This is a genomic window from Pseudoalteromonas phenolica (assembly GCF_044788725.1).
Classification (GTDB): Bacteria; Pseudomonadota; Gammaproteobacteria; order Enterobacterales; family Alteromonadaceae; genus Pseudoalteromonas; species Pseudoalteromonas phenolica_C.
This window is the reverse complement of the sequence record NZ_CP173161.1, coordinates 2900173-2925610: the sequence shown is the minus strand read 5'-3', so window position 1 is coordinate 2925610 and position 25438 is coordinate 2900173. Positions and strand designations below refer to the sequence as shown.

The 25438-nt window shown below is 40.7% G+C and carries 28 protein-coding genes; 19 read left to right on the top strand and 9 right to left on the bottom strand.

Features of this window, described 5'->3' with window-relative positions:
- Positions 1–82: 82 nt before the first annotated feature.
- Positions 83–568 carry a TlpA family protein disulfide reductase gene (locus ACH784_RS13320; protein WP_404390942.1) on the bottom strand — a complete coding sequence of 162 codons (486 nt, stop codon included), beginning with the start codon at positions 566–568 and terminating at the stop codon, positions 83–85.
- 132 nt (positions 569–700) lie between these two features.
- Entirely contained in the window at positions 701–2410 is a 1710-nt protein-coding gene (locus tag ACH784_RS13315) for a lysophospholipid acyltransferase family protein (RefSeq protein WP_404390940.1), read from the bottom strand.
- Between the two features lie 180 nt (positions 2411–2590).
- Here ACH784_RS13315 and ACH784_RS13310 point away from each other — a divergent pair, with 180 nt between their 5' ends.
- Together ACH784_RS13310 and ACH784_RS13305 are read left to right on the top strand one after the other, a co-directional pair.
- Positions 2591–3511, top strand: a complete 921-nt coding sequence (locus ACH784_RS13310) for a 2-hydroxyacid dehydrogenase (protein WP_404390938.1) — start codon at positions 2591–2593, stop codon at positions 3509–3511.
- 139 nt (positions 3512–3650) lie between these two features.
- Entirely contained in the window at positions 3651–3797 is a 147-nt protein-coding gene (locus tag ACH784_RS13305) for a hypothetical protein (RefSeq protein ID WP_171041687.1), read from the top strand.
- Here ACH784_RS13305 and smrA read toward each other — a convergent pair.
- From smrA to ACH784_RS13290, 3 genes are all read right to left on the bottom strand, one after another.
- Positions 3787–4368, bottom strand: a complete 582-nt coding sequence (gene smrA, locus ACH784_RS13300; protein WP_404390936.1) for a DNA endonuclease SmrA — start codon at positions 4366–4368, stop codon at positions 3787–3789. The genes ACH784_RS13305 and smrA overlap by 11 nt on opposite strands.
- A 99-nt stretch (positions 4369–4467) precedes the next feature.
- On the bottom strand, positions 4468–4716 hold the full coding sequence (locus ACH784_RS13295) for a hypothetical protein (RefSeq protein WP_058029111.1): 249 nt from the start codon (positions 4714–4716) through the stop codon (positions 4468–4470).
- 100 nt (positions 4717–4816) lie between these two features.
- Complete coding sequence (locus ACH784_RS13290) at positions 4817–5272, bottom strand: hypothetical protein (protein ID WP_404390934.1); 456 nt, start codon at positions 5270–5272, stop codon at positions 4817–4819.
- A gap of 93 nt (positions 5273–5365) precedes the next feature.
- Between ACH784_RS13290 and ACH784_RS13285 the strand changes: the two genes are divergently transcribed.
- Positions 5366–5749, top strand: a complete 384-nt coding sequence (locus ACH784_RS13285; RefSeq protein WP_058029113.1) for a response regulator — start codon at positions 5366–5368, stop codon at positions 5747–5749.
- Between the two features lie 76 nt (positions 5750–5825).
- On the opposite strand, the gene rpsT is transcribed toward ACH784_RS13285, so the two are convergent.
- Positions 5826–6086 carry a 30S ribosomal protein S20 gene (gene rpsT / locus ACH784_RS13280; RefSeq protein WP_058029114.1) on the bottom strand — a complete coding sequence of 87 codons (261 nt, stop codon included), beginning with the start codon at positions 6084–6086 and terminating at the stop codon, positions 5826–5828.
- Positions 6087–6440: 354 nt separating this feature from the next.
- On the opposite strand from rpsT, the gene murJ reads away from it, so the two are divergent.
- The 13 genes from murJ to ACH784_RS13215 all read left to right on the top strand — a co-directional run bounded on the left by murJ (position 6441) and on the right by ACH784_RS13215 (position 21099).
- Complete coding sequence (murJ, locus tag ACH784_RS13275; protein ID WP_404390931.1) at positions 6441–8009, top strand: murein biosynthesis integral membrane protein MurJ; 1569 nt, start codon at positions 6441–6443, stop codon at positions 8007–8009.
- Between the two features lie 118 nt (positions 8010–8127).
- Complete coding sequence (gene ribF / locus ACH784_RS13270; protein ID WP_404390929.1) at positions 8128–9054, top strand: bifunctional riboflavin kinase/FAD synthetase; 927 nt, start codon at positions 8128–8130, stop codon at positions 9052–9054.
- Between the two features lie 21 nt (positions 9055–9075).
- Positions 9076–11901 carry an isoleucine--tRNA ligase gene (gene ileS / locus ACH784_RS13265; RefSeq protein WP_404390927.1) on the top strand — a complete coding sequence of 942 codons (2826 nt, stop codon included), beginning with the start codon at positions 9076–9078 and terminating at the stop codon, positions 11899–11901.
- A gap of 9 nt (positions 11902–11910) precedes the next feature.
- The gene (lspA, locus tag ACH784_RS13260; protein ID WP_404390925.1) at positions 11911–12420 is read left to right on the top strand and encodes a signal peptidase II; all 510 of its coding nucleotides are present in this window, start codon (positions 11911–11913) and stop codon (positions 12418–12420) included.
- Positions 12417–12857, top strand: coding sequence for an FKBP-type peptidyl-prolyl cis-trans isomerase (gene fkpB / locus ACH784_RS13255; protein WP_138483742.1), 441 nt, complete (start codon positions 12417–12419; stop codon positions 12855–12857). Before lspA ends, fkpB begins: the two co-directional genes overlap by 4 nt.
- The gene (gene ispH / locus ACH784_RS13250; protein WP_349287522.1) at positions 12857–13786 is read left to right on the top strand and encodes a 4-hydroxy-3-methylbut-2-enyl diphosphate reductase; all 930 of its coding nucleotides are present in this window, start codon (positions 12857–12859) and stop codon (positions 13784–13786) included. The genes fkpB and ispH overlap by 1 nt, the downstream gene beginning before the upstream one ends.
- 4 nt (positions 13787–13790) lie before the next feature.
- Entirely contained in the window at positions 13791–14816 is a 1026-nt protein-coding gene (locus ACH784_RS13245; protein WP_404390922.1) for a sensor histidine kinase, read from the top strand.
- Complete coding sequence (locus ACH784_RS13240; RefSeq protein ID WP_404390920.1) at positions 14813–15478, top strand: LytR/AlgR family response regulator transcription factor; 666 nt, start codon at positions 14813–14815, stop codon at positions 15476–15478. The genes ACH784_RS13245 and ACH784_RS13240 overlap by 4 nt, the downstream gene beginning before the upstream one ends.
- 99 nt (positions 15479–15577) lie before the next feature.
- Positions 15578–16135 (top strand): type IV pilus modification protein PilV, encoded by a 558-nt coding sequence (gene pilV / locus ACH784_RS13235; RefSeq protein ID WP_404390918.1) that lies wholly within the window; start codon positions 15578–15580, stop codon positions 16133–16135.
- 1 nt (position 16136) lies between these two features.
- Complete coding sequence (locus ACH784_RS13230; protein ID WP_404390916.1) at positions 16137–17132, top strand: PilW family protein; 996 nt, start codon at positions 16137–16139, stop codon at positions 17130–17132.
- Positions 17120–17599 (top strand): pilus assembly protein PilX, encoded by a 480-nt coding sequence (locus tag ACH784_RS13225; RefSeq protein ID WP_404390914.1) that lies wholly within the window; start codon positions 17120–17122, stop codon positions 17597–17599. The genes ACH784_RS13230 and ACH784_RS13225 overlap by 13 nt, the downstream gene beginning before the upstream one ends.
- Position 17600: 1 nt before the next feature.
- Positions 17601–20693: a PilC/PilY family type IV pilus protein gene (locus ACH784_RS13220; protein ID WP_404390912.1), complete on the top strand. Its 3093-nt coding sequence runs from the start codon at positions 17601–17603 to the stop codon at positions 20691–20693.
- The gene (locus ACH784_RS13215; RefSeq protein WP_404395272.1) at positions 20683–21099 is read left to right on the top strand and encodes a type IV pilin protein; all 417 of its coding nucleotides are present in this window, start codon (positions 20683–20685) and stop codon (positions 21097–21099) included. Before ACH784_RS13220 ends, ACH784_RS13215 begins: the two co-directional genes overlap by 11 nt.
- Here ACH784_RS13215 and ACH784_RS13210 read toward each other — a convergent pair.
- On the bottom strand, positions 21096–21635 hold the full coding sequence (locus tag ACH784_RS13210; RefSeq protein WP_404390910.1) for a GspH/FimT family pseudopilin: 540 nt from the start codon (positions 21633–21635) through the stop codon (positions 21096–21098). The genes ACH784_RS13215 and ACH784_RS13210 overlap by 4 nt on opposite strands.
- Before the next feature lie 69 nt (positions 21636–21704).
- Positions 21705–22247 carry a GspH/FimT family pseudopilin gene (locus tag ACH784_RS13205; RefSeq protein WP_404390908.1) on the bottom strand — a complete coding sequence of 181 codons (543 nt, stop codon included), beginning with the start codon at positions 22245–22247 and terminating at the stop codon, positions 21705–21707.
- Between the two features lie 140 nt (positions 22248–22387).
- Between ACH784_RS13205 and glnB the strand changes: the two genes are divergently transcribed.
- Complete coding sequence (gene glnB, locus ACH784_RS13200) at positions 22388–22726, top strand: nitrogen regulatory protein P-II (RefSeq protein ID WP_404390906.1); 339 nt, start codon at positions 22388–22390, stop codon at positions 22724–22726.
- Positions 22727–22781: 55 nt separating this feature from the next.
- On the opposite strand, the gene ACH784_RS13195 is transcribed toward glnB, so the two are convergent.
- Positions 22782–23555 carry an outer membrane protein assembly factor BamD gene (locus tag ACH784_RS13195; protein WP_404390904.1) on the bottom strand — a complete coding sequence of 258 codons (774 nt, stop codon included), beginning with the start codon at positions 23553–23555 and terminating at the stop codon, positions 22782–22784.
- Positions 23556–23678: 123 nt separating this feature from the next.
- Here ACH784_RS13195 and rluD point away from each other — a divergent pair, with 123 nt between their 5' ends.
- The gene (rluD, locus tag ACH784_RS13190) at positions 23679–24656 is read left to right on the top strand and encodes a 23S rRNA pseudouridine(1911/1915/1917) synthase RluD (protein ID WP_404390902.1); all 978 of its coding nucleotides are present in this window, start codon (positions 23679–23681) and stop codon (positions 24654–24656) included.
- A gap of 1 nt (position 24657) precedes the next feature.
- The gene (pgeF, locus tag ACH784_RS13185) at positions 24658–25392 is read left to right on the top strand and encodes a peptidoglycan editing factor PgeF (RefSeq protein ID WP_404390900.1); all 735 of its coding nucleotides are present in this window, start codon (positions 24658–24660) and stop codon (positions 25390–25392) included.
- The last annotated feature ends 46 nt before the right edge of the window (positions 25393–25438 follow it).

The following is a 25438-nucleotide window of genomic DNA, read 5'->3' as shown; positions in this document are numbered from 1 at the left end:
TGCGGGTTTAGGTAATAAAGTGTAGTGGTACTTCTACACTTTATTACAAAAGTTGCTTTTAAAGGCATTAAGGTAAGGAAACTTATAAGCGGGCTCTTAAACCAAGTTCAGTAGAATACCCAACTGAACGCTCAGTTATTTTAAGATTCTCATCAATCACATAATAAGTGGGGTAGGCTTTGACTTTAAAATTGGCAGCAATTTGATGATTTCCCATAAGTACTGGCATGCTCAGGTCTAAATCTTGTGTGAAAGCTTCAACCGCTTCTTTTGAGTCATAATCTAGGGCAATGGCAACGGCATTGAGTTTTTGTTGTTCATGAAGCTTATCTAAATTTGGCATGCTGAACTTACAAATACTGCACCAAGGCGCAAAGAAGTACACAACGGTTTGCTGCCCAGCGAGTTCACTTAAACTAATCTGTTTGTGCTCATTTTCGAGTGTGGGTAATGAGAAGTATGGTGCGGGTTGCTCACCATTATCAGCTAACATACCGAGCTCTTGGTATGCAGTGACGGCAATAAATATTACGGCAAAAATGGCTAATTGAAGTACTTTTTTGATCATCTTTGAAACGTATTGGGTCCTTTATATTTTAATAGACCCGACGTTAACACCGAAAATTACAGATAGAAACTAAAAACATGTTTCTATCTGTTTCAATGGTTAAGATCCCGCATATTTCATTTTTACAGAATGCTACTCACCTAAATAACGTTTGGCTTTTTGAGGTTTTATTTTCTCTAAATCAACCAACACGAGCCCGTCAATACAATTACTAAAGTCGGGGTCGACGCTAAAACACAGGAAGTTCACGCCGCCGTCTTCGCACAATTCGGTATATTGTTTAAATAACGTCGGTACTTGGGCATTCATATTGGCGAGGATGTGCTTAAGCTCGCTGAAATCTTCTTTGATATTATTACCTAAAAATAGCTTTTTATAATTTTCTTGCTGAGCGCTATCTAAGCGATATTTGTGTTTGGCAATAGCATGTTCAGGTAAATGACCAAAATAGTGCTGGTAGTGATACACCAACATGGCTTTGGCTTCTTCAGGCAAGGCGTTCGATAGGCTCACAGCACCAAATAAATAACGGTGCTCAGGGTAACGTTTTACAAATGCACCTATGCCATACCAAAGGTAATCTAGGCTTTTACGTCCCCAGTATTTAGGTTGCACAAAGCTGCGGCCAAGCTCTAATCCGTGCTCAAAGTATGGCTGCATTTTGTCACTATAATCGACTAAGGTGTCGGTGTATAAACCTTCACGACCTTGTTGTTCAAGTACCTTTTTAGCACTGGCAAGCCGATAGGCACCGACTAGCTCAAGTTGATTTGGGTCCCATAGAATAAGGTGGGTGTAATGCATGTCATATTTATCTATGTCTCTGCGTTTGCCGGTGCCTTCACCGACAGCTCTAAATGCATGTTCACGTAATCGACCTAACTCTCTAAAAATGACCGAGCTACCCGTGTAATGATAAAGATAAATTTGCATACCATCTTGCGTTTCGCCAATCCGCTCACAGGCTTCAAGGGCACTCTTCAAGGCTTTTTTACACTCTGGAGGTGCAACTGGTGTTTGTGTGGTGAGTGGCAGCGACTTTTTAGTACCAATGCGATATAGCTGTTTACGAATGAGCGCCACCATCTCTTTGTCTTTGACATTATTGTGCAGATAAGACTCAGGCGGTATGCATGCACCGATTTCGAACTCTAAAAACTTTTGACGCTGCTTAAACATTTCTTTTACCAATAGCAGGCTGGCTAGAGGCTTGTAGATCATGGAAGTACCATAAAATAAAGGGCTATTTTTGGCTTTGATGTGAATAGGCAAAATAGGGCAGTTAGCACGTTTTGCCATTCTTAAAAAGCCAGTATTCCACTTACAATCTTTCACACCTGTAGGGCTTAATCGAGAGACTTCACCAGCAGGAAAGATCAGTAAAGCGCCACCTTGTTTGAGGTGTTTATGAATGTTGCTAAGCTCTTGTTTGCGGCTTGTACCAGATAAATTATCAACAGGGAGCAATAGAGAATGCATCGGTGTTAGCGACATTAGCATTCGATTCGCAACCACTTTTAAATCGCCTCTTACCTTGCTGATAAGTTTTACTAGTGCGAGTGCATCTAAAGAGCCGATAGGGTGATTTGCGACTATCACAACTGAGCCTTCGCTGGGTATATGCTCAAGCTGCTTGGTGGTATAACGGGCATCAAACTCCAGTTCGTCTAATACTTGCTCGACAAACTCTAATCCTTGTAAGTGCGGGTAGGTATCAGCAAATGCCACAAATTCCTGCTCATGAAGTAAATAACCCAAGCCTTTTTTTACTAGTCCTTTTACTTTTGGGGACTTTTCTAGTTGGGGTAAATTTGCCTCGATAACCTTATCGACACTGATCATAGTAAATCTCAACTCTAAGTGTTTTTTGTAGATTAAAAACACTGTGTGACAAGGCTGTTGCAGATTTACGGTGCTTTTATGACAGCCGACATTGTTTTATGGTTTAAATGAAACCCTCGCTTGAGTCTTAATTACATGACCAATATGATTATCAACAAGTTGCTTTATTAGGAATACCAAATGTCAGTTTTAGTCTATGTCACAGGTCGTAATAACGACAAACTCATCGCTGAACTCAGCGCACAGTTACCCAATATTAAAATATATGAGTGGCCCCACTGCGAAAACTTAGCAGAAATCGAATTTGTATTGGCTTGGAAAGCACCTGAAACGCTTTGGGCACAACTCCCTAATTTGCAAGTGGTACAGAGTTATGGTGCGGGGGTGGATGCAATTGACTTAAGTCTTATTCCTGAACATGTTCAAGTCACTCGGATTGTAGATACACAACTGGCAGAAGACATGGCTGAGTATGTCTTAGCGCATACGTTGGCGCACAAGCTCCGTATTAAAGAGTACCTAATAAAACAGCAACAAGGGCATTGGAAGCCAAAACGAGCACATGCGACTCAGCATATAGGCATTTTAGGTATGGGAGAGCTAGGGGTAAGTGTTGCAAACAAGCTGGTTAACAATAACTTTAAAGTCAGCGGTTGGTCTCGCTCTGAAAAGCAATTAGCGCATATTACCCACTTTCACGGTGACGCTCAGCTACCTGATTTTCTTAAAGAACTTGATGTATTGGTGTGTTTATTACCTCTAACGCCACAGACAGAAGAGATTTTGAACTTAGATATGTTTAAGCAGTTACCAGATCATTGCTTGCTAATTAATGTTGCAAGAGGCAAACATTTAAATGAATCAGATTTATTAACAGCGCTTGATCAAGACGAACTTGCAGCAGCAGTATTAGATGTATTTATCAAAGAGCCACTACCTAAATCACATGCATTTTGGTCTCACCCTAAAATAACCATAACACCACATTGTGCGGCTTTGACTCAGCTCAAAACGGTTTGTGAACAAATTGCGGATAATGTAAAAGCACAACAAGCAAACACACAATTAAGTAATTTGGTGTGCAAACAAAAAGGGTATTAAAGGTAGGAAATAAGTATTGGAAAGTATTGAGCTGATTTATTGTCTCATGCCTTTCACTTACTGTATAAAAAAACACCTTGTGTGAATTTTATACTTTCAGTAGTTTAGATAAAAAAATAATAATAAACAGGGTAATACAATGCGTGACAGCCAAGGTGGAGTAAAATTTTCTTTCGTTTTTATCTCAGTTATTCTTTTGGCAATTTCGGCATGGTTTACTCAGGCGAAGGCGACAGAGCTACCAGAGTATGGTAACTGTGTCGCTCATGAAGAGATCAACGCTTAGCGTGTTGCTCTCGATTCTCCAGCTTTTTCTCATCACTTTTAGTTAACAGCACATAGGTTGAGCCAGAACCTCCATGGCATTTCAGAGCGCTGTGAAACGCTAAAACGATCGGCATTTCTTGTAACCACTTATTAGCATAGCTTTTTAAAATGGCTGGGTGCGGTTTGCTATTTAAGCCAATGCCATGTCTTATCAGCAAGACACGGATACTTCTTTGCTGACAATCAGTAATAAAATCAAAGAGTGTTTTTCTGGCTTCACGAAATGTTTTGCCATGTAAGTCTAATGTGGCGTCGATTTGATATTTGCCTAAGCGTAGATTTTTAAACACACCATGTTGCACACCACTTTTCTTAAAGCTTAATAAATCATGTGGAACAAGTAAGTCTACATACTCGGTGGAGAGGTAATTTGCATCAAACTCTAATTCTTGTTCAGCGGCTTTGCGCTTTTCAAGTTGACTTAGAGTTGGGGCGTTTTTTTTCTTTTGAAGCTCTATTTGATTGTTTTTAGCAAGTGGGGTGACATCACCCATTGAAGCCATAAACAATTCTTCATCTGTCATCGCCATACGTCACCTCAGCTGTAGCATTGAAGATATGGCGATGATTCTAGCCTAGCCTTAAAGAGTTGGCTACAAAGAGAGTTAAAAGACTAGGTTAAAAATATGTTAGTCGGTATGACTTAATTTAAGTTGTCCGAATGTATACACTTTAAATAGATAAAATGTATTAATCATAATTAGACTTAAATTAGACACCACACTGGTACTCATCAGATCAAAACTAAACGATAAAAATAACAAGCTACAAGCGGCCAATGCGGCAACGCGTAAAGTAGTTAAGTGGTTGATAAAAAAGGCTCCAGCACCTAAAAGTAGAAGCACAATGTTTAACAACAAGTCGAGCTCGTTTGGCATGGTCTGTTTGGGTTCCTGTGGTTGGTTAAAGGAGCGCCATTATGGTGTTAGTTTGACCATGCTTCAAACGAGTATTTTTGTAATTTTCAGATTAGTTTTTTTAATTCGAAATAAGCGCCTTTAGGGCACTAAAGAAACCTTCTTTTTTAATTATTTGATACTTCTGGCAGGTGTCTGGGTCGAGCTTATTAATACATAAATAGAGAGTATTCTTATCTAATGCAGGTCTTGGGTGAAGAGCTGAATCAAAAATTACAGGTTCAAGGCCAGGCAGAGCTGACCAATAGACACTGGTAGCTACAACCCCTAGTTTTTCATAGGTAATTAATTGTGGCTTAGGAAAGATGATAAATAGTAATGCAACTATACCTAATACAACCCAGCGTTTGATGCCTTTTTGTTTAGGGGAATCTTTTACTTGGGTGGGCTGCGTTTGTGCTAGTGCGGCTCTTTGTTGTTGTGGAGAAAGGCGGTTTTTCTTTTGATTACTTTGTCGCTTTTTTTGTTGTGGTTTTGCTTGACCTAGTAAAGATTGCTTTTTTGATTGATTAGACATTCGTTTTGTAGCCTTTTATTTGCATGTCTCTATAATGATTCTATGATTTAATCATAGCCTAAATTTATTCGGCAGCATATGGAAAGGATGATTATGGATCAACAGATCTCAATACTAATAGTGGACGACGTGGGTACAGTTCGTAGTTTCTTACATCAAACATTGATGCACTTGGGCATAGACCATGTGAGAGAAGCCTCTACTGCGACACAATGTATTACCGCATGCGAAGAGCAACATTTCGATATTGTGTTTTTAGATATCGAATTACCTGACGGTGACGGCAAAGAGCTGATCGCTGAGATTAATAAAATTAACGAAAATATTAATGTTGTGATGGTATCTGCTCATTCAACTGTTGATAACGTTAAAGATGCGATTGAAAGAGGGGCAAAAGGGTTTGTGGTTAAACCGTTTTCACCTAAGAAGATTGCAGCGATGTTGAAAAAGTTTTATCCAGAATTGGAGCTTTATTAAGAAAAGCTTCTTTTCTTCCTTTCTTAAAGGCAAAAAAAAACCGACTTAACAGTCGGTTTTTTCATTCAAAAACAAATTATAGTGCTTTGATTTTAGCAGCTAAACGGCTCTTATGACGAGCAGCTTTGTTTTTGTGGATAAGACCTTTAGTTGCGTAACGGTCTAAAACTGGAGTTACAGCAGCGAAAGCTACAGTTGCAGCTTCTTTGTCGCCAGCTTCAATAGCAGCTACAGTTTTCTTGAATAGAGTACGCATCATAGAACGACGACTTGCGTTGTGCTTACGACGCTTTTCGCTAGTAATAGCGCGTTTTTTTGCAGACTTGATGTTAGCCAAGGTTTGCTCCTAACAATCTTAAAATAAGCTTAATTTAAAGGCCGAGGAATATGCCTGTTTTATTCTCAAAAGTCAATAAAAAATGACCACCCAGCCTTTTCCATTTGGGTCATATTGGCCTGAATGTACTAAAACCATGGTTTTAAGTTGCATAGCGCTAGTTGCAACAGGCTCAGAATCAACAAAACCATAACACCTCATGGTTTTGTGATTGTTGCGAGCGATTGTATCAAATCTATATCTCGACACCTAGTATTAAACGAAAGATATTTACAAATAGTCGTAGGTTGGCGTTCAAGGACAGTATAAGTCTGTGGCATAATCTGCCAGTTATATGTTCATGGGAGTAAATTTGTGGCAAAAGGGTTATTTAAATCAGGCATGATAGTCAGTGCCATGACGATGATTTCACGCGTGATGGGACTAGTTAGGGATGCTGTTGTTGCAAATTTACTTGGTGCGGGGCTTGCTGCTGATGTGTTTTTATTTGCGAACCGCATTCCAAACTTTTTAAGACGATTATTTGCTGAAGGTGCATTTGCTCAAGCATTTGTGCCTGTGTTATCAGAAATAAAAGAAAAACATGGTGACGACAAAGTCAGATTGTTTGTTGCCCAAGCCGCGGGCACCTTGGGAACCATTTTACTGATAGTTACTATCCTCGGTGTGATTGGCTCACCCGTCATTGCAGCGTTATTTGGTACAGGCTGGTTTATTGACTGGTGGCAAGGAGGCGAAAATGCAGGAAAGTTTGAATTAGCCAGTGGTTTATTAAAATTTACTTTTCCATATTTATTTTTTGTCAGCTTGGTTGCACTGAGCGGTGCTGTGCTAAATGTTTACAATCGTTTTGCGGCAGCGGCTTTTACGCCTGTTTTATTAAACATCTCTATAATTAGCTGCGCGATTTTATTACATGATGCCTTCGATGTAAGTGCTTATGCATTGGCTATTGGGGTATTTGTTGGTGGCGTAGCACAGCTCTTATTTCAAATACCTTTTCTTTTGCGTATCGGTATGGTGAATAGGCCAGTGTTTGCTTGGCGCTCTCCTGAGGTTACAAAAGTACGCAAGTTAATGTTACCCGCGATGTTCGGTGTTTCTATTTCGCAAATTAATTTACTGTTAGATACCATCATAGCTTCGCTGTTAGTGACGGGCTCTATTGCTTGGCTGTATTACTCAGACAGGCTGATTGAGTTCCCATTAGGTTTGTTTGGTATTGGTATTGCTACAGTTATTTTACCGGCACTGTCAAAACTACATGCCACCGAAAAGTCAGAAGATTTTCAGAGTACATTAGACTGGGGCGTACGTTTTGTTTTGTTTTTAGGTTTTCCGGCTATGGCGGGGTTGATGGTAATTAGCCCACTTATTATCTCTGTGTTATTTGATCATGGAGCTTTCTCCGAAGGTGAAGTCGATCACGTTAAAGCAGTGAGCATGGGCGTTGCCGCCTATTCGGTTGGCTTAGTCAGTTTCATGTTGATTAAAGTATTAGCACCAGGTTTTTATGCCCGACAAGATACTAAAACGCCGGTCAAGATCGGTATTATCACGCTTGTTTTGAACATGGTGTTTAACATCATGCTTGCCCCATTCATTGGCTATTTGGGGTTAGCTTTAGCAACTTCTTTATCTGCAAGTTGTAATGCGTTTTTACTTTATAGAAAGCTAAACCAGCAAGGTGTGTATCAGTTCTCTTCTTTTAGCCTATGGTTTGCATTGAAATGTATTATGAGCGCAACACTGATGGCTGTGCTGGTTTATTTTATTGCTCTGCAATACACATGGCAAAGCTGGAGCTTGATTGAGCAAATCACATTACTTTGCGCTTTATTGGCGGTGGCTATGATAAGTTACTTCGGTGCCCTTTTTGCGTTTGGGGTACGATTGAAGACCATTAAAGAAGCCTCGGCTTAATACTTAACCTAAGGCATAGTGAGAGCCTCAGGTTAAGGCTATCTGATTATTCGCATTTTCAAGCAACTTGGGTATAATCTGGCACTTTGAATAAATTGGTGGTGAAGGCTTTTATTTCATGCAATTAATTAGAGGCATCCATAATATTAGAGCAGAACACGCAGGATGTGTGCTGACGATAGGTAATTTTGATGGTGTGCATCTAGGTCATGTTGCTGTTTTAAAAGGCTTAATGCAGGATGCTGAACAGTATGGATTACCCAGTACCGTGATGCTGTTTGAGCCGCAACCGCAAGAGTTTTTTGCCAAAGACAAAGCGCCGGCACGCTTAACACGCCTAAGAGATAAACTTGCTCTACTAGATAAACTCGGCATCGACAGAGTGATCTGCGTAAAGTTTGATAAAGAGTTTGCTGCAATGGATGCCGAACAGTTTGTTCGAAACGTGTTAATCAAAAAGCTAGGCGTAAAAGCACTCACAGTGGGTGATGACTTTAAGTTTGGCAAAAACCGCCAAGGTGATTTTAACATGCTGAGCGCAATTGGCGCTGAATTAAATATGCATGTTAAAAGCACTGCTAGCTTACGCCGTGATGATTGCCGTGTAAGTAGTACTTTAATCAGAGCGGCACTTGCGCAAGGCGATTTAGACTCTGCGCATCAGATGCTAGGTCATACTTATGCGATTTCAGGTCGTGTGATCCATGGCTGGAAAAAAGGCCGAGAGCTTGGCTTTAGAACCGCGAATATTGCACTAAAACGCCAAGTGATCCCTGTACAAGGTGTGTTTGCTGTTAAAGTCTATTTAGATAACCGCGTATTGAGCGGGGTGGCAAACATAGGCACAAAGCCAACGTTAAATGGCACGAAAGCACTATTAGAAGTGCATATATTTGATTTTGATGAAAATGTTTACGGACGTTTTCTGAAAGTGGAGCTGGTTAAAAAGCTCCGAGATGAAAAAAAATTCGAGACATTGGCCCAGTTGACTGAGCAAATAGCAAGTGATGTGGCTGACGCACAACAATGTTTTACTATTAAGTAGCCGATACGGAAACTAGGATAAATGAGCGACTACAAACATACTTTGAACCTACCGGAAACTGAGTTTCCAATGCGCGGTAATCTTGCGCAACGCGAACCAAAAATGCTGAAAGCTTGGTACGAAGCTGACCTTTACGGCCAAATTCGTAACGCGAAAAAAGGTAAGAAGCCATTTATTTTGCATGATGGTCCTCCATACGCAAATGGCGATATTCACTTAGGTCACTCAGTTAATAAGATTTTAAAAGACATTATTATTAAGTCTAAAACGCTTTCTGATTTTGATGCGCCTTATGTACCTGGTTGGGACTGTCACGGTCTACCTATCGAGCTACAAGTAGAGAAAAAAGTAGGTAAGCCAGGTGTTAAAGTCTCAGCGGCAGAGTTCAGAGAGAAATGCCGTGCATACGCTAAAAAGCAAGTAGAAGGTCAAAAGGCTGACTTCAAACGCTTAGGTGTATTTGGTGACTGGGACAAGCCTTACCTAACAATGAACTTCGACTTCGAAGCAAACGCTATCCGTGTTTTAGGTCGCATCATTAAAAATGGTCACTTACACAAAGGTGCTAAGCCTGTTCACTGGTGTACAGACTGTGGTTCGGCACTAGCTGAAGCGGAAGTTGAATACCAAGACAAGCAATCACCGGCGATTGATGTACGTTTTGACTTTGTTGACCAACAAGCGGTTGTGGCAGCATTTGGCTTAGCAGAAGGTCATGAAGGTAATGGCACAGTCGGTACAGTTATCTGGACTACAACGCCTTGGACATTACCTGCAAACCGTGCGGTTGCTGTTCACGAAAACCTAGAATACGCCCTTGTTCAAGTTGAAGACGAAGGTAAAGTACAGCGTTTAATCCTTGGCTCTGAGCTTGTTAAAGATTGTATGGACCGTTTCGGTTTCAATCACTTCCATGTATTAGGTTATGTGAAAGGTGCTGCGTTAGATAATCTGCGTGTTGCGCACCCATTCTATGACTTTGACGTACCAGTAATTTTAGGTGAGCACGTTACAACTGACTCAGGTACGGGTATTGTTCACACCGCACCTGGTCACGGTCAAGAAGACTTCGTGGCAGGCCAGGCATACGGTCTAGAAGTCGCAAACCCAGTTGGCGCAAACGGTGTTTATCTGCCTGATACTGAATTATTTGCAGGTCAGCACGTATTTAAAGCCAATGCGAGCGTGATTGAAGTGCTAACAGAAAAAGGCGCGTTAATGCATCACCATGCGCTTCAGCACAGCTACCCACATTGCTGGCGCCACAAAACGCCAATCATCTTCCGTGCGACGCCACAATGGTTTGTGAGCATGGAACAAGCTGACTTACGTAAAGATTCACTAAGTGAAATCGAAAAAACGCAGTGGTTACCTGAGTGGGGCGAGAGCCGTATTGCAAACATGGTAGAAGGTCGCCCAGACTGGTGTATTTCACGTCAGCGTACTTGGGGTGTGCCAATTTCTTTGTTCGTTGATAAAGACACAGGTGCATTACATCCAAATACTGAAAACCTAATCGAAGACGTTGCAAAACTGGTTGAAGAAAAAGGCATTCAAGCTTGGTATGACTTAGATGCAGCTGATTTAATCGGTGCTGATGCCGAGCAGTATGTAAAAGTGCAAGATACGCTAGACGTATGGTTCGACTCAGGTGTAACACACGCTTGTGTAGTAGATGCGCGTGAAGAGTTAACCGGTCCTGCAGATTTATACCTTGAAGGTTCTGACCAACACCGTGGTTGGTTCATGTCTTCTATGATGACTTCGGTAGCGATTAACGGTCATGCTCCTTATAAGCAAGTACTAACTCATGGTTTCACTGTAGATGAAAACGGCCGCAAGATGTCAAAGTCTTTAGGTAACGTTATTTCTCCACAGAATGTTATGAATAAGTTAGGTGCTGACATTTTACGTCTATGGGTTGCATCAACAGATTACACGGCAGAAATGACAGTATCGGATGAAATCTTTAAGCGTTCAGCTGATCGTTACCGTCGTATTCGTAACACTAGCCGTTACTTACTTGCAAACTTAAGCGGTTTCAACCCAGCAACTGACTTAGTTGCCGTTGAAGATATGGTAGAGCTAGATCGATGGATTGTGGCACGTGCCGCTGAGTTACAAAAAGAAATCATCAGTGCTTACGACAACTACCAAATGCTTGTTGTAACGCAAAAGCTAATGAACTTCTGTACAGGTGAGCTAGGTTCATTCTACCTTGATGTAATTAAAGACCGTCAATACACAGCTAAAGCTGACAGTCATGCTCGTCGTTCTTGTCAATCTGCGCTTTACCACATTGCAGAAGCAATGACGCGTTGGATGGCACCAATCATGAGCTTCACAGCACAAGAAATCTGGGATGTGTTACCAGGTGAACGTGGCGACTTTGTATTTACTGATGTGTGGTACGAAGGCTTAGCTAATGTGACTGAAGGTCAACTTGATAATACTTACTGGCAGCAAGTGCTTGAAGTACGTGATGCAGTTAACAAGGTATTAGAAGCAGCACGTAAAGACGAAGTTATTGGTGCAACGCTTCAAGCTGAAGTGACGCTTTACACTGGTGGTGACTTAGCTGAGACGCTGAATAAGATCGGTGATGAGTTACGCTTCGTACTATTGACGTCAAAAGCAAATGTTGAAGTAGTCAGTGCGAAACCTGAAGGTGCAGAGTCTTCAGACATTGACGGCTTATTCATTAAAGTCGCTTCAACGGACGCGAAGAAATGTGACCGCTGTTGGCACTATTGTGAAGATGTAGGTACACACGAAGGCCATGAAGAGATCTGTGGTCGTTGTGTGAGCAACGTTGACGGTGACGGCGAACAGCGTCAGTTTGCGTAGGAGCAACGAGTGACCGAAGTTAAACAAAAATCGGGTTTAATTTGGTTAGTACTGAGTCTACTGCTTTTTGCAGTAGACTACATAACCAAAGCTGTAGTCGTGGCAAATATGAAGCTCTATGAATCGATAGAGATTTTGCCAATTTTTAACTTCACTTACATGCACAATTATGGCGCTGCATTTAGCTTTTTAAGCGATGCAGGGGGCTGGCAACGCTGGTTTTTCAGCAGCATTGCGGTGGTGATCAGTTTATTACTGACTTATTGGCTGAAAAAGCTGCCTGCGAAAAACTGGGTGTTATGTGGCGCTTACGCAATGGTTATCGGTGGTGCGATTGGCAACCTAGTTGACCGTTTAGTGCATGGTTATGTTGTAGATTTTCTACATTTTTATTATCAAGATTGGCACTACCCTGCATTCAATGTGGCTGATATCGCAATTGTATGTGGTGCGGGTCTACTTCTTTTAGATGCCTTCACAGGTGAAGGTGCAGATGGTTCTCAGGAGAAAAAAGCATGAGCGAACACGTCATTGGCGAAAAATCAGAAGTTCTTTTTCATTTTTCGATCAAGCTAGAAGACGGATCGGCAGCTGATTCAACAAAAGTACATAACAAACCTGCAAAGTTGTTCATGGGCGATGGTAGCCTGACTGAAAACTTTGAAAAATGCCTTTTAGGCTTAAAAGCAGGTGAGAGTAAATCTTTTGATTTAGAACCTGAAGATGCATTTGGTCAGCCAAATCCAGACAACATCTATTATGTTGAGCGCAGTAAGTTTGGTCCTGATGCACCAGCTGAAGTGGGCAGTATTATCGCTTTCACTCAGCCAGATGGCACTGAGCTACCAGGCCTTGTTCGTGAAGTGGCTGGTGATTCTGTGACTATCGATTTTAACCATCCTCTAGCTGGTCAAAAAGTGACGTTTGAAGTTGATATTCTAGAGGTAACTGGCTAATGGATATTTTGTTAGCTAACCCTCGTGGTTTTTGTGCGGGTGTTGATCGCGCTATCTCAATTGTAGAGCGTGCATTAGATATTTTTAACCCACCTATCTATGTGCGTCATGAAGTCGTACATAACAAGTATGTGGTTAATGGCTTAAAAGATCGCGGTGCTGTTTTTGTTGAAGAGCTACACCAAGTACCTGATGACAGCATTGTTATTTTCAGTGCGCACGGTGTATCACAAGCTGTACGAGCTGAAGCAAAACGTCGTGAATTAAAAGTATTTGATGCTACTTGTCCTCTAGTTACTAAAGTGCATATGGAAGTAACACGCGCAAGCCGCCGTGGTACTGAATGTGTTTTGATTGGTCACCAAGGTCATCCTGAAGTGGAAGGCACAATGGGTCAATACGACAACCCAGAAGGTGGTATTTACTTAGTAGAAACGCCTGAGGATGTTGCAGCACTTGAAGTGAAAGATCCAAGTAACTTATTCTACTGCAGCCAAACAACTTTATCAGTTGACGACACTGCAGATGTGATTGATGCGTTACGAGCTAAATTCCCTGAGATTGACGGCCCACGTAAAGACGACATTTGTTATGCAACACAAAACCGTCAAGATGCCGTGAGAGATCTTGCTGATAAAGCTGATGTACTATTGGTAGTGGGAGCTAAAAACAGCTCAAACTCGAATCGTTTACGTGAGCTTGCTGAGAAGATGGGCACAACTGCTTACTTAATTGACGATGCAAGCTGTGTTGATGCTAGCTGGTTTGAAAATATCAACTCAGTCGGTGTTACTGCAGGTGCATCAGCCCCTGAAGTGCTTGTTCAACAAGTTATCACACGCTTGAAAGAGTTAGGTGGTAAAACTGTGGTCGAAAACCCAGGTATCGAAGAAAGCATTGTATTTGCGGTGCCAGCCGAGTTGAGATAACTTTATGGCAGCAAGGTTTAAATCGCCCGATTTAACATCTGCATTGCTGCCAATCATGGTCACTGAGCGTGGCGTACTTGCCATGCTCGTTATCGCACAATTACTAGCAACCTTGCTAGCGTTTGCCCCGATGAGTGTTGGTTCTGCGTGGGAGCGCCTAGGTTTAATTAGTCTATTCATTCACCTTGTCAGTACGACGAGCTTGGCTGTTGTTTACGGCTTAAAAACGCAGCTATCAAAACTCAGTTCTCATTCAGAAATCCTTATAATTTTAGCTATTTTTCAGACAAACACCTTAATTCTAAGTTTATTGTCACAGCATTATATTGCAGGGCAAATTGATTGGACTATTGCAACTCAGCACTGTGTGCTGGGGCTAGGGATGCAGCTGTTTTTCATTTACTTGATGAGCATTTATGCTGAGCGAGTAGAGACGATTAAAACGCTCTCAAAGGTGGAGCTAGATGCATTGCATGCTCGTATAAGACCGCATTTTTTAAATAACAGCCTTAATACGATTGCAGAGTTAACTCATGTTGACCCTCAAGCCGCGGAACAAGCGACGTTAAATCTTGCGCGTTTATCGCAAGCCGCCATGCGCACTCAACAGTTAACCACCCTAGAAGATGAGATAAACCTATCAAAGCAATACTTGGCGATTGAAGCATGGCGCTTTGGTGATAAGTTTGAAGTTATTTGGCAGATTGATTCTTACAACTTGGCAAGCCAAGTGCCGGTTTTATCGATTCAGCCTTTGCTCGAAAATGCAGTGAATTATGGTGTTGAACCGAGTGGCAATAAAAGCCAAATTAAAGTGTTTATTTTGGATTCTGCTGAGCAAATAGTTATTAAGATAACTAATCCAATCAATCATCATGACTGTAGTAGTCATTCAGGGCAGGGGATCGCACTGTCGAATATTAAAGCTCGAATTGAGCTTCATTTTGGAAATAGTGCAAGTTTGCAAACGACAATTGAGCAGGATAAGTTCGTGGCAGAGTTACGTATTCCCACTGGAGCTAAAGCATGAAGTACATCATCGCTGATGACGAGCCTTTAGCAAGAGCGAGAATTATTCGTTTACTATCAGCTTGGCCACATTATGAGTGTGTTGCACAAGTTAGTTCTGGTGATGAGGTTGAGCCGGCTATAAATGAGCACTCAGTTCAATTATTGTTTCTTGATATCAATATGCCAGGGCTTGATGGCCTTAAAACTGCTGAGTTGCTCAATCAGAAATATCGAGATTTAAAAATTATCTTCGTTACCGCCCATAGTGAATTTGCTCTTCAAGCCTTTAATGTGTTTGCTGCTGGTTTTTTGGTTAAGCCTGTGAATCAATCGGATTTGTTTTCACTTTTAGAGCGTTTGTTTAAGCCTCGTATTCAGTATCAAGTGGGAAATCAAACCCGTTGGGTCGATATTGATGATGTGATAGTGGCTAAAGCGGAAGATAAGCTAACGCAGATCTACTTTCAGGGTGGTGATGCGACAATTGATTTAAGCCTTAAAAAGCTACTCAATCTTTACCCTGAACATTTTGTACAAATTCACCGAAACACATTAGTGAAAGCAAAATCCATAAAGCAACTCGAACATACACAATCAGGAACTCTGGTTAGTTTAGAAGATTTTTCTGAAAAGTTAGTGGTAAGCCGTCGTGCTTATTCTGCAATAAAAAATCATTTATAGACCGTTTGTCAGAAATAAAAACCGCTTATCCTTTCAAAAATTGCTTCTAGTATTTAAATCTTAAACAATGCACAAATCATAAATCTATTTTGACTGTGTATGCCAACCTTAAATCGAACACAATCTGGGTTTACTCTCCTTGAAGTGCTTATTGCTTTTATGGTGCTCAGTTTCGGCCTTTTAGGTGCCGTAGCATTACAGGCGCAAGCTAAAAAAGCCAGTTTTGACTCTATGCAACGTGCAGCTGCAATCTCACTGGGTGAAGATATTATGCAGCGGATAAGAGCGAATGATACCGAAGATATCGTTGCGCTTTATAAGCAAACTTTCAGTAGCACCACCGATCTCAAACCAAAAGACGATTGTTATTCAGATGCATGTACAGCACAGAATATTGCACTCACTGACCTTGAAAACTGGAAAGCGGCGATTAGAGCTAGAGAAAATACAGGCTCTTTAGATGAAGCAACCGTATGTATTAATATTTCACCTGTCGCAAATACAGCAGGGATGGGCTTTGATGTTAGTGTGATAGTGACTTGGCGCGGCCGGCAAGACTTTAAAGCATCTGATGCAACAAAAGCAATTCAATGTGGCGATGTGGACGACAGACGCCGCTTAGTTAAATTAGATAGTTACTTATTGATCAGAGGATAAAATGAAGCAGAAAGGTTTCACAATTTTAGAGTTTCTGATTTCTATGTTCATCGGAATGCTGATTTTAGGTGGAGTTATTGTCACTTATGTCAGTATGAAAGCAACAACCCGAGATACTATGGCAATTGGTGAATTACAAGAAACGGGTCGTCTAACATTATCAATCTTACGAAGAGACATTGAGCAGATTGGTTTTTGGGGAACATTTTACGAAGCTGAGTTTTCTAGAGATAACACCACGAGTGTTGCAAACCCTGATCCTGATTGTTTTGGTGGATTAAATAACGGTAGCTTCCCTGATACTACCCCGACCAACTTCAGACCTGTTTATGCTGAAGTGTCCGATGGTAACAAAATGCTGGGTTGTATTGATGGCTCAAAAGAAAACACGGATGTAATCCAAGTTAAATTTTTAGAGGGGCGACAAATCATCCCAACCCCGGCAAATAAACCAAACACTAATCGCTATTATTTTATTGCAGAGCAAGAGAAAGCGCAGTTTATTTCGGGGGAAGATGCAGGTAATCCACTTCCTACTGTGAACGCTACTTTGTGGCCATATAGCCACCATGTTTACTATATAAATGAGCAAGAGCTTACCATAAATAACCGTCGCATAACTGTTCCTGTATTGATGAGAAAACGCCTTACGGTTGAAGGTGGATTGACTACAGAACCAATTATGGAAGGGATTGAAGACTTGCGTATGGTGTTCGGTATAGATAGTGATGCAGATAACAAAGTTGACACATATCGTAGTACCGAAGACATGACAGCAGCGCTTTGGGAAAATACGGATGGGATTTTGACTGTGCAGGTGTTTTTACTTGTAAGGTCACTTGAGGCCGATGCTGATTTAGAACTCACAAGTCAAACTTACACCTTAGGTTTAGATGAAGATAAGAGAGTGCGTACTTTCACTGATAACTTTAGACGCACGGTTTTCACAACAACGATTCGACTGAATAATGTGGGGTCTACAGCATGGCGAATGTAAATAAACAAAAAGGCGTAGTACTCATTACAGCGATGATCATGATAGTGGCTGTCACAGCAGTAGCTGTAAGTTTAATGAGTAGCAGTAGTATCGATTTAAAGATCACCAATGCAGCACAAGAGCGTGCAGAGGCAGAAACCGAACTTATTGGTGAGATCCATAAACTCATAGTTGCAGAAGGGACCAGTGCCAACAATCGATTTACACTCAAGCGTCAACAAATGCCTGATGATGGTATGGATATGAGTTCGCCCTCAACCCCTTCACATATGACGAATACACTTAAAAACTTAAATAACGGTGAAATGGAATTACACTGCCCAAGACAGTTCGCTTATACAGATGGCTTAACATGTAATCTAACGGAAATGGAGTCAACCATAACCTATGGGTCAAAGAATAAACATACAATTACAGTGGTCATAGGGATTGGTCAAGAAATCATTAGTCACAATGAGGGCAGCTAAGATGAAATATAGTGTATTTTTTGGTCTTGTATCTTTAATGCTCGCATCAACTGCAAAATCTGAAGATATCGAACTTTTTGTTAAACATAAAATCAATATTGAAGAAAAGCCTCGGGTAATGATTGTATTTGATACCTCAGGCAGTATGGCATTTTCGAGTGAGTATGGTACCAGCTGTGGCTATGATTCTTATCGTAGAAGATGGATACTTTGCCCGGATAATCGTTTAGGTGTTGCAAAAGATACCATAACAGACCTGATTGAAGATAAAGCGAATGAGAATGTAGATTTTGGCTTGATGCGATTTAACAGCGACAATGAAGGAGGGTATGTACTTTCTGGGATAGGTTCTAGCAAATCGGATATAAAAAATAAAATTAATACCCTAGAGGCCAATGGGGGGACTCCTTTGAGCGAAACTCTTTGGGAGGCTTATTTGTACTTAATCGGTGAAGACAGAGATTATGCTGATTACTACTCTATTGGAAGAGACCGAAATATTGAATCAGGGAGTAAATACATCTCTCCTTTTACCCCAAAAGCTGGAGAGCAAAGGTGTAATAGCGCTGTGAATGTAATTTTAATGACTGATGGTGATCCCTCTGTTGATACGAGTTCGAATTCAGATATCTCTAAACTCTATAAAAATACATTCAAACAAGATACGCCTGTTATAGAGAAAAGTTATATGCCGGCTTTGGCAGCAGCTATGCATGGCAGAGGTGGTAAAGATCCTGTCGAAGTCGATCTTTACCCGAATACATCTGATTTAAAAGACACAGCTTATGTATACACCATTGGTTTTGGTGAGGGAATGAGTGGTGCTGGTGAGAAAATTTTAAGAAAAACCGCCGAACTAGGCGGTGGTAAATACTATCAAGCGGATACTGCAGAAAAATTAAAAGAAGACTTTAATAAAATTTTGGTTGCCATAAACCAACGAAACTCAAGTTTTGTGTCTCCTTCGGTATCAATGAATAGCTCAGATCAAACACAAAGTGGTAACTCTCTTTACTACACCATGTTTTTGCCTGAGAAACACACTCGCTGGAAAGGTAACCTAAAAAAACTACAGGTTAAAGATGGTGAAATCATTGACATGTCGAATAAGCCAGCACTTGATGCGCAAGATGGCATCATCAGTAAAGATGCGACAACGTTTTGGTCTAAGCCTGGTTCGAATGACGGTAATAATATTGAGCAAGGCGGTGTGAATTACCAATTATCTAAGCAAACCTCTCGAAAACTATTTTCTGATTTCGGGGAAGGAGCCCTGATAGATTTCAAATGGAATAAAGCGAAAAATAAAGTCGGGGCAAAAAGATTAAGAGAGCTATTTCGTGCAAAGAATAACACTGAAGCCAAGCAAATAATGAATTGGGCTTCAGGTAAAGATGTATTAAATGAAAACAGTGACTCAAATATAAGAAAAGACATCTTTGGTGATCCGCTTCATTCAAAACCAGTCACCATGGATTATGGTAACAATGATATTAGAGTCTTTGTTGGCACTAATTCAGGTGTTTTGCATGCCTTCAAAGATAATGGCAATACAGTAAATGAAAGTTGGGCGTTTTTACCAGGTCAGTTGCTTGACATTCATAAGCCTCTAATGAATAAGCAGGATGGGACCAAGCTTTATGGTGTTGATGGTCCAATAACGGTATTCCATAAAGATATTAACCGAGATAATATTGTTAATGGTACAGATAAAGTATGGCTGTTTTTTGGGCTTAGAAGAGGGGGTACAGCTTACTATGCGTTAGATATAACGAGTCCTGATAAACCTAAAATGTTATGGAATAAACCAATAACACCAGAAAAAACAGGGTTTGAAGAATTAGCTCAGTCATGGTCAAAGCCCTTAGTTACTTATATTCGTTCGCAAGAAGAAAAGCCTGTGGTGATTTTTGGTGCAGGTTACGATACCAATAAAGACAATATTTCGAAGACGAAAGATAGCAGGGGCCGAGGTTTATTCATTGTAGACGCTGAGAGTGGCAATCTAGTTTGGTCGTTGACACCGGGTGGACCGAGTATCAATACTGAAAAAGCAAGTAAATTTAAAGGCCTTCATAGTATTGCGGCAGATGTTTCACTCATGGATTCTGATTATGATGGCTTTACAGATAGGATCTATGCTGCAGATACCGGTGGCAACATTTGGCGGGTTGATATGCCTAGAGATAAAGCAAATGACACTGATAACCCATGGACCCACTTTAAATTTGCAGAGTTAGCAGGTTCAAAAGACAGAGATGATAGACGCTTCTTTTATCAACCATTAGTCGCTCGTACTTTCTTTAGTAAAGTCACCAAGACAATAACTAGCAACGGATCGTATACAACGCGAAGAGAAGTGCCCTATGAAGCGATTATTATTGGCAGCGGTAATAGAGCAAGTCCTCTTGAGAAAATAGTGAATAACCAGCTCTATGTGATACGTGATGAAAACACGGTAACACGCTCATACCAAGGTGATGAGATACCAGATACGATTTACCATAGCCAGCTTATGCAAGTAAAAGATGAACCTTTCTACCAAGCAACGTCTAAACAAGCTTTTTACGAAAAAGAAGCGGAACTAGGTGCGCTTAAAGGGTGGAAATATCAACTTAGGTCTGGAGAAAAATCGTTAGCAAAAGCAACTGTCGTAGGTGGTATTGCTTACTTTACTTCATTCACACCACACTTAGATACTACGATAGACCAATGTTCGGTAGGCAGTGGCGGTGGTTCTTTATATGCTTTACATTTGCATTATGGTGCGCGCGTGTTCCAGAAGATCAGGTATGACACCGAGAGAGAAGTCCCCAGTACACCTGTGATCCTTTACCATAAAGAATCAGAAACAGAAGGGGGATACAAACGCAGCACAGGCCGTTTAAATATTGAATTAAAGAGTACTGACTCTGCAGGAGGGAAAGGTCCTGACGGTAGTAAACCGAGTGAGCCATTTTTAAGTGCAAAAGTAGCGGGCCCCTTACCAAAACTTAATAGCGCGGGGCAGCCAACATTTTTGAGTAATGAAGTGCATGGTATTACGACAAAGCAAATGTATATTTACAAACGAGAGGATCATGATGAAAAGTAATCATATAAAGGGTTTTACCTTGCTCGAAATGCTGATTGTTGTTGCGATAGCGGGCATCCTAGCCTCTGTCGCTTATCCTCAGTATACGGAATACGTCAAGAGAGCCGCGCGATCAGATGCAATGGTATTACTTTTAGATGCTGCCAATAAACAAGAGCAGTACTATGCTGATAATAGAAGCTATGCAGATGATTTGAGCTTAATTAATGTGCCTACAACAAGTGAAAATGGATATTTCACGATTTCTGTTGATGTGCCGAATACAGGCACCTCGTTCACGATAACTGCGACAGCCGCTGCTGGTGCTGTCGCGGGAGATACAGCGTGTACGACTTTCACAATAACCGATACGGGAATGAAAGGGTCAACAGGCACAAGTGATACGGATGATTGTTGGGAGCGCTAAATGCGCTCTTTGCATTTTCTGGTATCCCTCATCCTTGCACGACCCGCATTATTAATACTCATTTCAAGCCCAGTTGGTTTTCCTTCCAGATCAAAAGCACAATAAACAAATGTGCCATTAGCTAGACCCTTTAAACTACCATCGGGTTTGAAAGTAATGGCATGCCTTGGATAAGAGAGCTCATCTTGTATGTTGATTCGGTCGATAACATATAATACTTCCTCATCGCCATCTAACACATGGTTTCTATTAGTATCGACAAAGCTGGTTAGTGATTCATGCCACAGATCTTTATGGCACTTATTTTGAACTAAGCCACAAAAACTAATGTATTTATCATGGGTTATTGCATAGCCTCGCGAGAGAAATATTTGTCGCTTTATCTGTTTTAGCGCTACTTCAGGCCTATTTTTATGTAATACATTATTGAAAGAGGGAACTGCCAAAAGTGTAAGAATAATAATTAAAGAAAGTGTCACGAGTAACTCAATGAGTGTCAAACCACGTGAATATTGAAATGTTGTTTGAGCTGCCATCCTTGCAACCTTAAAGAGATTAAATTGTAAATATAAATATAGAATAAAGTATTAGTTTGTCAAAAGGTTTTATAAGCAGTTATCAGCATCCTCTGCATCACCGTTATAACGAGTTGTTCCTCCAACGGTCAATGTCATAACTTTGGCATGTTCAGTTTTATTAAGTGGGCAGTAGATGAATTTACCACCATTACTATTTACAATTCGACCACTGCTATCAAATCTTACACGTGTATCAGGTGCTTTTAGGTTATCGTTTGCAGCGAGTTTCTCCATTACTCGTAGTAAGTCATCATTACCTACTTCATAAATACCGTTATTATTTTTATCAATGAAAGAGATAACTTGATTGTTCCGCCAATTATTTATACAAGTCAGATTTTCATTTGCAGCTAATTTGGTCGAGTCAACAGGGCATAAAATAACGATTTCATCGCTGGTGGTGGCTTTTGCGCGAGCAAATGTAATATGCCTTTTTAATTCAAGCATATAAGATTCTGCACGAGTTTTTTCGTTTAAGTCTGTATTACCTGAAAAAGATAAGGTCACAAGAATGGCTAAGATAGCAATGGTAATAAGCAGTTCTAATAATGTGAAGCCGCGATGTTTCATATTAAAGCCTAAAGAAGAGCAATTATTCAATTGTAGCACACTGCATTATGAAGCTTTTTCTTCAATGTTTGCAACGAGTTTGTTTGCTATGAATTGTGGGATTGTCTAAAATCGACCCACTCGCTAAGGAAATAAACGCCATGAAAAAAATAGAAGCAATAATAAAACCTTTTAAACTCGATGATGTTCGTGAAGCTTTGTCTGAAATAGGCATTACCGGTATGACCGTGTGTGAAGTAAAAGGCTTTGGTCGTCAAAAAGGCCATACTGAGCTATACAGGGGTGCTGAGTACATGGTCGATTTTTTACCAAAGGTAAAACTTGATATCGTGTTAGCAGATGAAGATGTTGACAGGGCTATCGATGTGATTTTAAAAACGGCGCAGACTGGAAAAATCGGTGATGGTAAGATTTTCGTAACAGAAGTTGAGCGCGTGGTGCGTATTCGTACAGGTGAAGAAGACGAAGAAGCTATTTAAATATATGAAACAAAAACGGCGCTCGATGAGCGCCGTTTTTGTATGTACATATAAATTAATTCACTTGTCGCTGTTGTTCGTTTAGTAAACGAGTTTGTTGCGCATGTTTACTAAGTTCATCCAGACCAAGCTCTGCATAGCTTTTTTCCATGATCTCAAGTGCAGTAATTAAATAGCTACTTTGTGAAAAGTGCTCTACCACATATTTACCACGGTTTGCTGCTGCTAAAAACGCTTCACGTTCAAAATAATATTCAGCTACCTTGATTTCGTAACGGGCCATTTTATTTAATAACCAAACAAGGCGTTTTTTTGCTTCAGGTACATATGGACTGTCTGGGTAGCTATCTACTAATGTAGAAAGATCTTGGAAAGCAACGCGTGTACGGCTTGCATCTCGGTCGGCTCTATCGATGCCGAAGTATTCTTGGAAGGCATTTTTATCAGCCTGAATATTGACTAAACCACGCATAAAATACATGTAATCTAAGTTTTTATGGTTTGGATTTAAACGAATAAAGCGGTCAATTGTTGCGAGTGCTTGGTCAGTATTGCCTGTTTTGTAGTGTGCGAATACAAGGTCCATTTGTACTTGTTGTGCATGTGGACCAAACGGATAACGAGAGTTAAGCGCGCTCAACAGTTCAATCGAACGAGCATAAAGGCCAGAGTCTAATGTTGACTTAGCATCTTCATAAAGTGCTTGCGCTGATTTATTTGGTACACGTTCAATATCTTCTTGCTCTGGTGCTGAAGAACAGGCCGCAAGACCTAGGAAAGAAGTACTTACTAGGATGGCAAAGGCGCGTTTCCCTAATTTAGTTATCATTTTATTTTACTACCTTTGGTGTCTTCGGCTAGGCCAAGATGGCAAAACCGAGTAAACTATGCATTTATGCGATTCTAACCCAGTCGAGCTAAGCTTGCACTGGTAATTTAGGTAAACTAACAGATGTCTGAGCAAATTTCTCTACAAGCCGAAGTGCCAACTGAATTAGGCGGTAAACGTCTAGACCAGATTTTGGCGAAAATGTTCCCTGATTTTTCACGTTCAAGAATAAAAACTTGGATTTTAGATGAAAAAGTCACCGTCGATGGTGAGGTATTAGCGACACCAAGAGAAAAGCTATTAGGTGGAGAGTTAATTTCCATCGAGACACAAATAGAAGCACCGCGCGAGTACGAAGCTCAGGATATAGACCTAAATATTGTTTACGAAGATGATGACATTATCGTGATCAATAAACCTATGGGGTTAGTTGTTCACCCAGGAGCAGGTAACCCAGATGGTACCGTTTTAAATGCTTTGTTACATCATCATCCAGACATTATTAACGTGCCTCGAGCGGGTATTGTTCATCGTCTAGATAAAGATACAACGGGTTTAATGGTTGTTGCGAAAACGATTCAAGCGCAAACACATCTAGTTAAAGCGCTGCAAAAACGTACCAATTTCACCCGTGAGTATGAAGCGATTTGTAATGGCACTATGACTGCGGGCGGTATGGTTGAAAAGCCAATTGGCCGTCATGCTACAAAACGTACACATATGGCCATTCACGAAATGGGTAAACCGGCGGTAACACATTACCGTGTTGCTGAGAAGTTTAGAGCACATACGCGTTTACGCTTAAGACTAGAGACAGGTCGTACTCACCAAATTCGTGTGCATATGGCTTATTTAACGCATCCGCTTGTAGGTGATCAATTATATGGTGGTCGTCCTCGCCCGCCTCGTAATGCTACACCGGAATTATTCGCTCAACTGCGCGACTTTAAACGTCAGGCACTCCACGCTGTTAAACTAAGCATTGCGCATCCAATCACAGGGGAGCAAATGACGTGGGAAGCGCCAATTCCTGAGGATATGCAAATTTTAACTCAGGCATTACGTGATGACACCAAAGTTAATCCTGATTTAGTCTATTAAAATGCAATTAGTAGATTGGCCGTTACATCAGCTTGTAGGCACAATTCAAACTACACGTTTAGGTGGTAAATCAATATCACCTTATTCAAGTTTGAATTTAGGTTTTCATGTCGGTGATAACCATGAAACCGTTCTGGCCAATCATCAAATATTGAATGAGTTTTTACCAGCTCCAGCATTTTGGTTAGACCAAGTACACAGCAGTGAAATCACTGAAGTGACTCATAGAGTGAATGAGTTATCATTGCAAAACAGACCAAAAGCCGATGCGCTTTTTACTCGCTTGAGAAATCAACCACTTGCAATTATGACGGCGGATTGCTTACCTATTTTATTGGCAAGCAAAGATGGGCAAGAGGTTGCGGCTATCCATGGCGGCTGGCGTCCTTTAGCTGGTGGCATCATTGCTAAAACAGTTGCAAAGTTTTCTACTCCAAAAAGCAACTTAGTTGCTTGGCTTGGGCCTGCAATTGGACCATCGGCATTTGAAGTGGGTCAAGATGTAGTTGATGCTTTTATCTCTGTTAACCTATCTCACAAAGATGATTTCATAAAGCACGAAAATAAAAAGTATTTAGCGAATATTTTCTCAATTGCCAAACGTCAGTTATCTGATTTAGGTATTAAAGAAATATATAGTGAATATGAGTGTACTTACTTACAACCAGAAAAGTACTTTTCTTATCGTAGAGATGTTCAAACTGGGCGTCTAGCGACCTTGATTTGGCGCAAATAAATATAATTAAAATTTAACTCGAGCCTTGATCAATACCTGACTTATA

Coding starts and splice junctions, on each gene's coding strand:
- rluD (WP_404390902.1), top strand. CDS start 23,679: ATGTCTGAGCAAATTTCTCTACAAGCCGAAGTGCCAACTGAATTAGGC.
- ACH784_RS13290 (WP_404390934.1), bottom strand. CDS start 5,272: ATGTCTAATCAATCAAAAAAGCAATCTTTACTAGGTCAAGCAAAACCA.
- ACH784_RS13215 (WP_404395272.1), top strand. CDS start 20,683: ATGAAAAGTAATCATATAAAGGGTTTTACCTTGCTCGAAATGCTGATT.
- ACH784_RS13225 (WP_404390914.1), top strand. CDS start 17,120: ATGGCGAATGTAAATAAACAAAAAGGCGTAGTACTCATTACAGCGATG.
- ACH784_RS13305 (WP_171041687.1), top strand. CDS start 3,651: ATGCGTGACAGCCAAGGTGGAGTAAAATTTTCTTTCGTTTTTATCTCA.
- ribF (WP_404390929.1), top strand. CDS start 8,128: ATGCAATTAATTAGAGGCATCCATAATATTAGAGCAGAACACGCAGGA.
- glnB (WP_404390906.1), top strand. CDS start 22,388: ATGAAAAAAATAGAAGCAATAATAAAACCTTTTAAACTCGATGATGTT.
- ACH784_RS13220 (WP_404390912.1), top strand. CDS start 17,601: ATGAAATATAGTGTATTTTTTGGTCTTGTATCTTTAATGCTCGCATCA.
- ACH784_RS13245 (WP_404390922.1), top strand. CDS start 13,791: ATGGCAGCAAGGTTTAAATCGCCCGATTTAACATCTGCATTGCTGCCA.
- ACH784_RS13240 (WP_404390920.1), top strand. CDS start 14,813: ATGAAGTACATCATCGCTGATGACGAGCCTTTAGCAAGAGCGAGAATT.
- ACH784_RS13230 (WP_404390916.1), top strand. CDS start 16,137: ATGAAGCAGAAAGGTTTCACAATTTTAGAGTTTCTGATTTCTATGTTC.
- ACH784_RS13315 (WP_404390940.1), bottom strand. CDS start 2,410: ATGATCAGTGTCGATAAGGTTATCGAGGCAAATTTACCCCAACTAGAA.
- ACH784_RS13205 (WP_404390908.1), bottom strand. CDS start 22,247: ATGAAACATCGCGGCTTCACATTATTAGAACTGCTTATTACCATTGCT.
- smrA (WP_404390936.1), bottom strand. CDS start 4,368: ATGGCGATGACAGATGAAGAATTGTTTATGGCTTCAATGGGTGATGTC.
- ACH784_RS13320 (WP_404390942.1), bottom strand. CDS start 568: ATGATCAAAAAAGTACTTCAATTAGCCATTTTTGCCGTAATATTTATT.
- ACH784_RS13210 (WP_404390910.1), bottom strand. CDS start 21,635: ATGGCAGCTCAAACAACATTTCAATATTCACGTGGTTTGACACTCATT.
- ileS (WP_404390927.1), top strand. CDS start 9,076: ATGAGCGACTACAAACATACTTTGAACCTACCGGAAACTGAGTTTCCA.
- ACH784_RS13295 (WP_058029111.1), bottom strand. CDS start 4,716: ATGCCAAACGAGCTCGACTTGTTGTTAAACATTGTGCTTCTACTTTTA.
- pgeF (WP_404390900.1), top strand. CDS start 24,658: ATGCAATTAGTAGATTGGCCGTTACATCAGCTTGTAGGCACAATTCAA.
- ACH784_RS13195 (WP_404390904.1), bottom strand. CDS start 23,555: ATGATAACTAAATTAGGGAAACGCGCCTTTGCCATCCTAGTAAGTACT.
- pilV (WP_404390918.1), top strand. CDS start 15,578: ATGCCAACCTTAAATCGAACACAATCTGGGTTTACTCTCCTTGAAGTG.
- ACH784_RS13285 (WP_058029113.1), top strand. CDS start 5,366: ATGGATCAACAGATCTCAATACTAATAGTGGACGACGTGGGTACAGTT.
- ACH784_RS13310 (WP_404390938.1), top strand. CDS start 2,591: ATGTCAGTTTTAGTCTATGTCACAGGTCGTAATAACGACAAACTCATC.
- fkpB (WP_138483742.1), top strand. CDS start 12,417: ATGAGCGAACACGTCATTGGCGAAAAATCAGAAGTTCTTTTTCATTTT.
- ispH (WP_349287522.1), top strand. CDS start 12,857: ATGGATATTTTGTTAGCTAACCCTCGTGGTTTTTGTGCGGGTGTTGAT.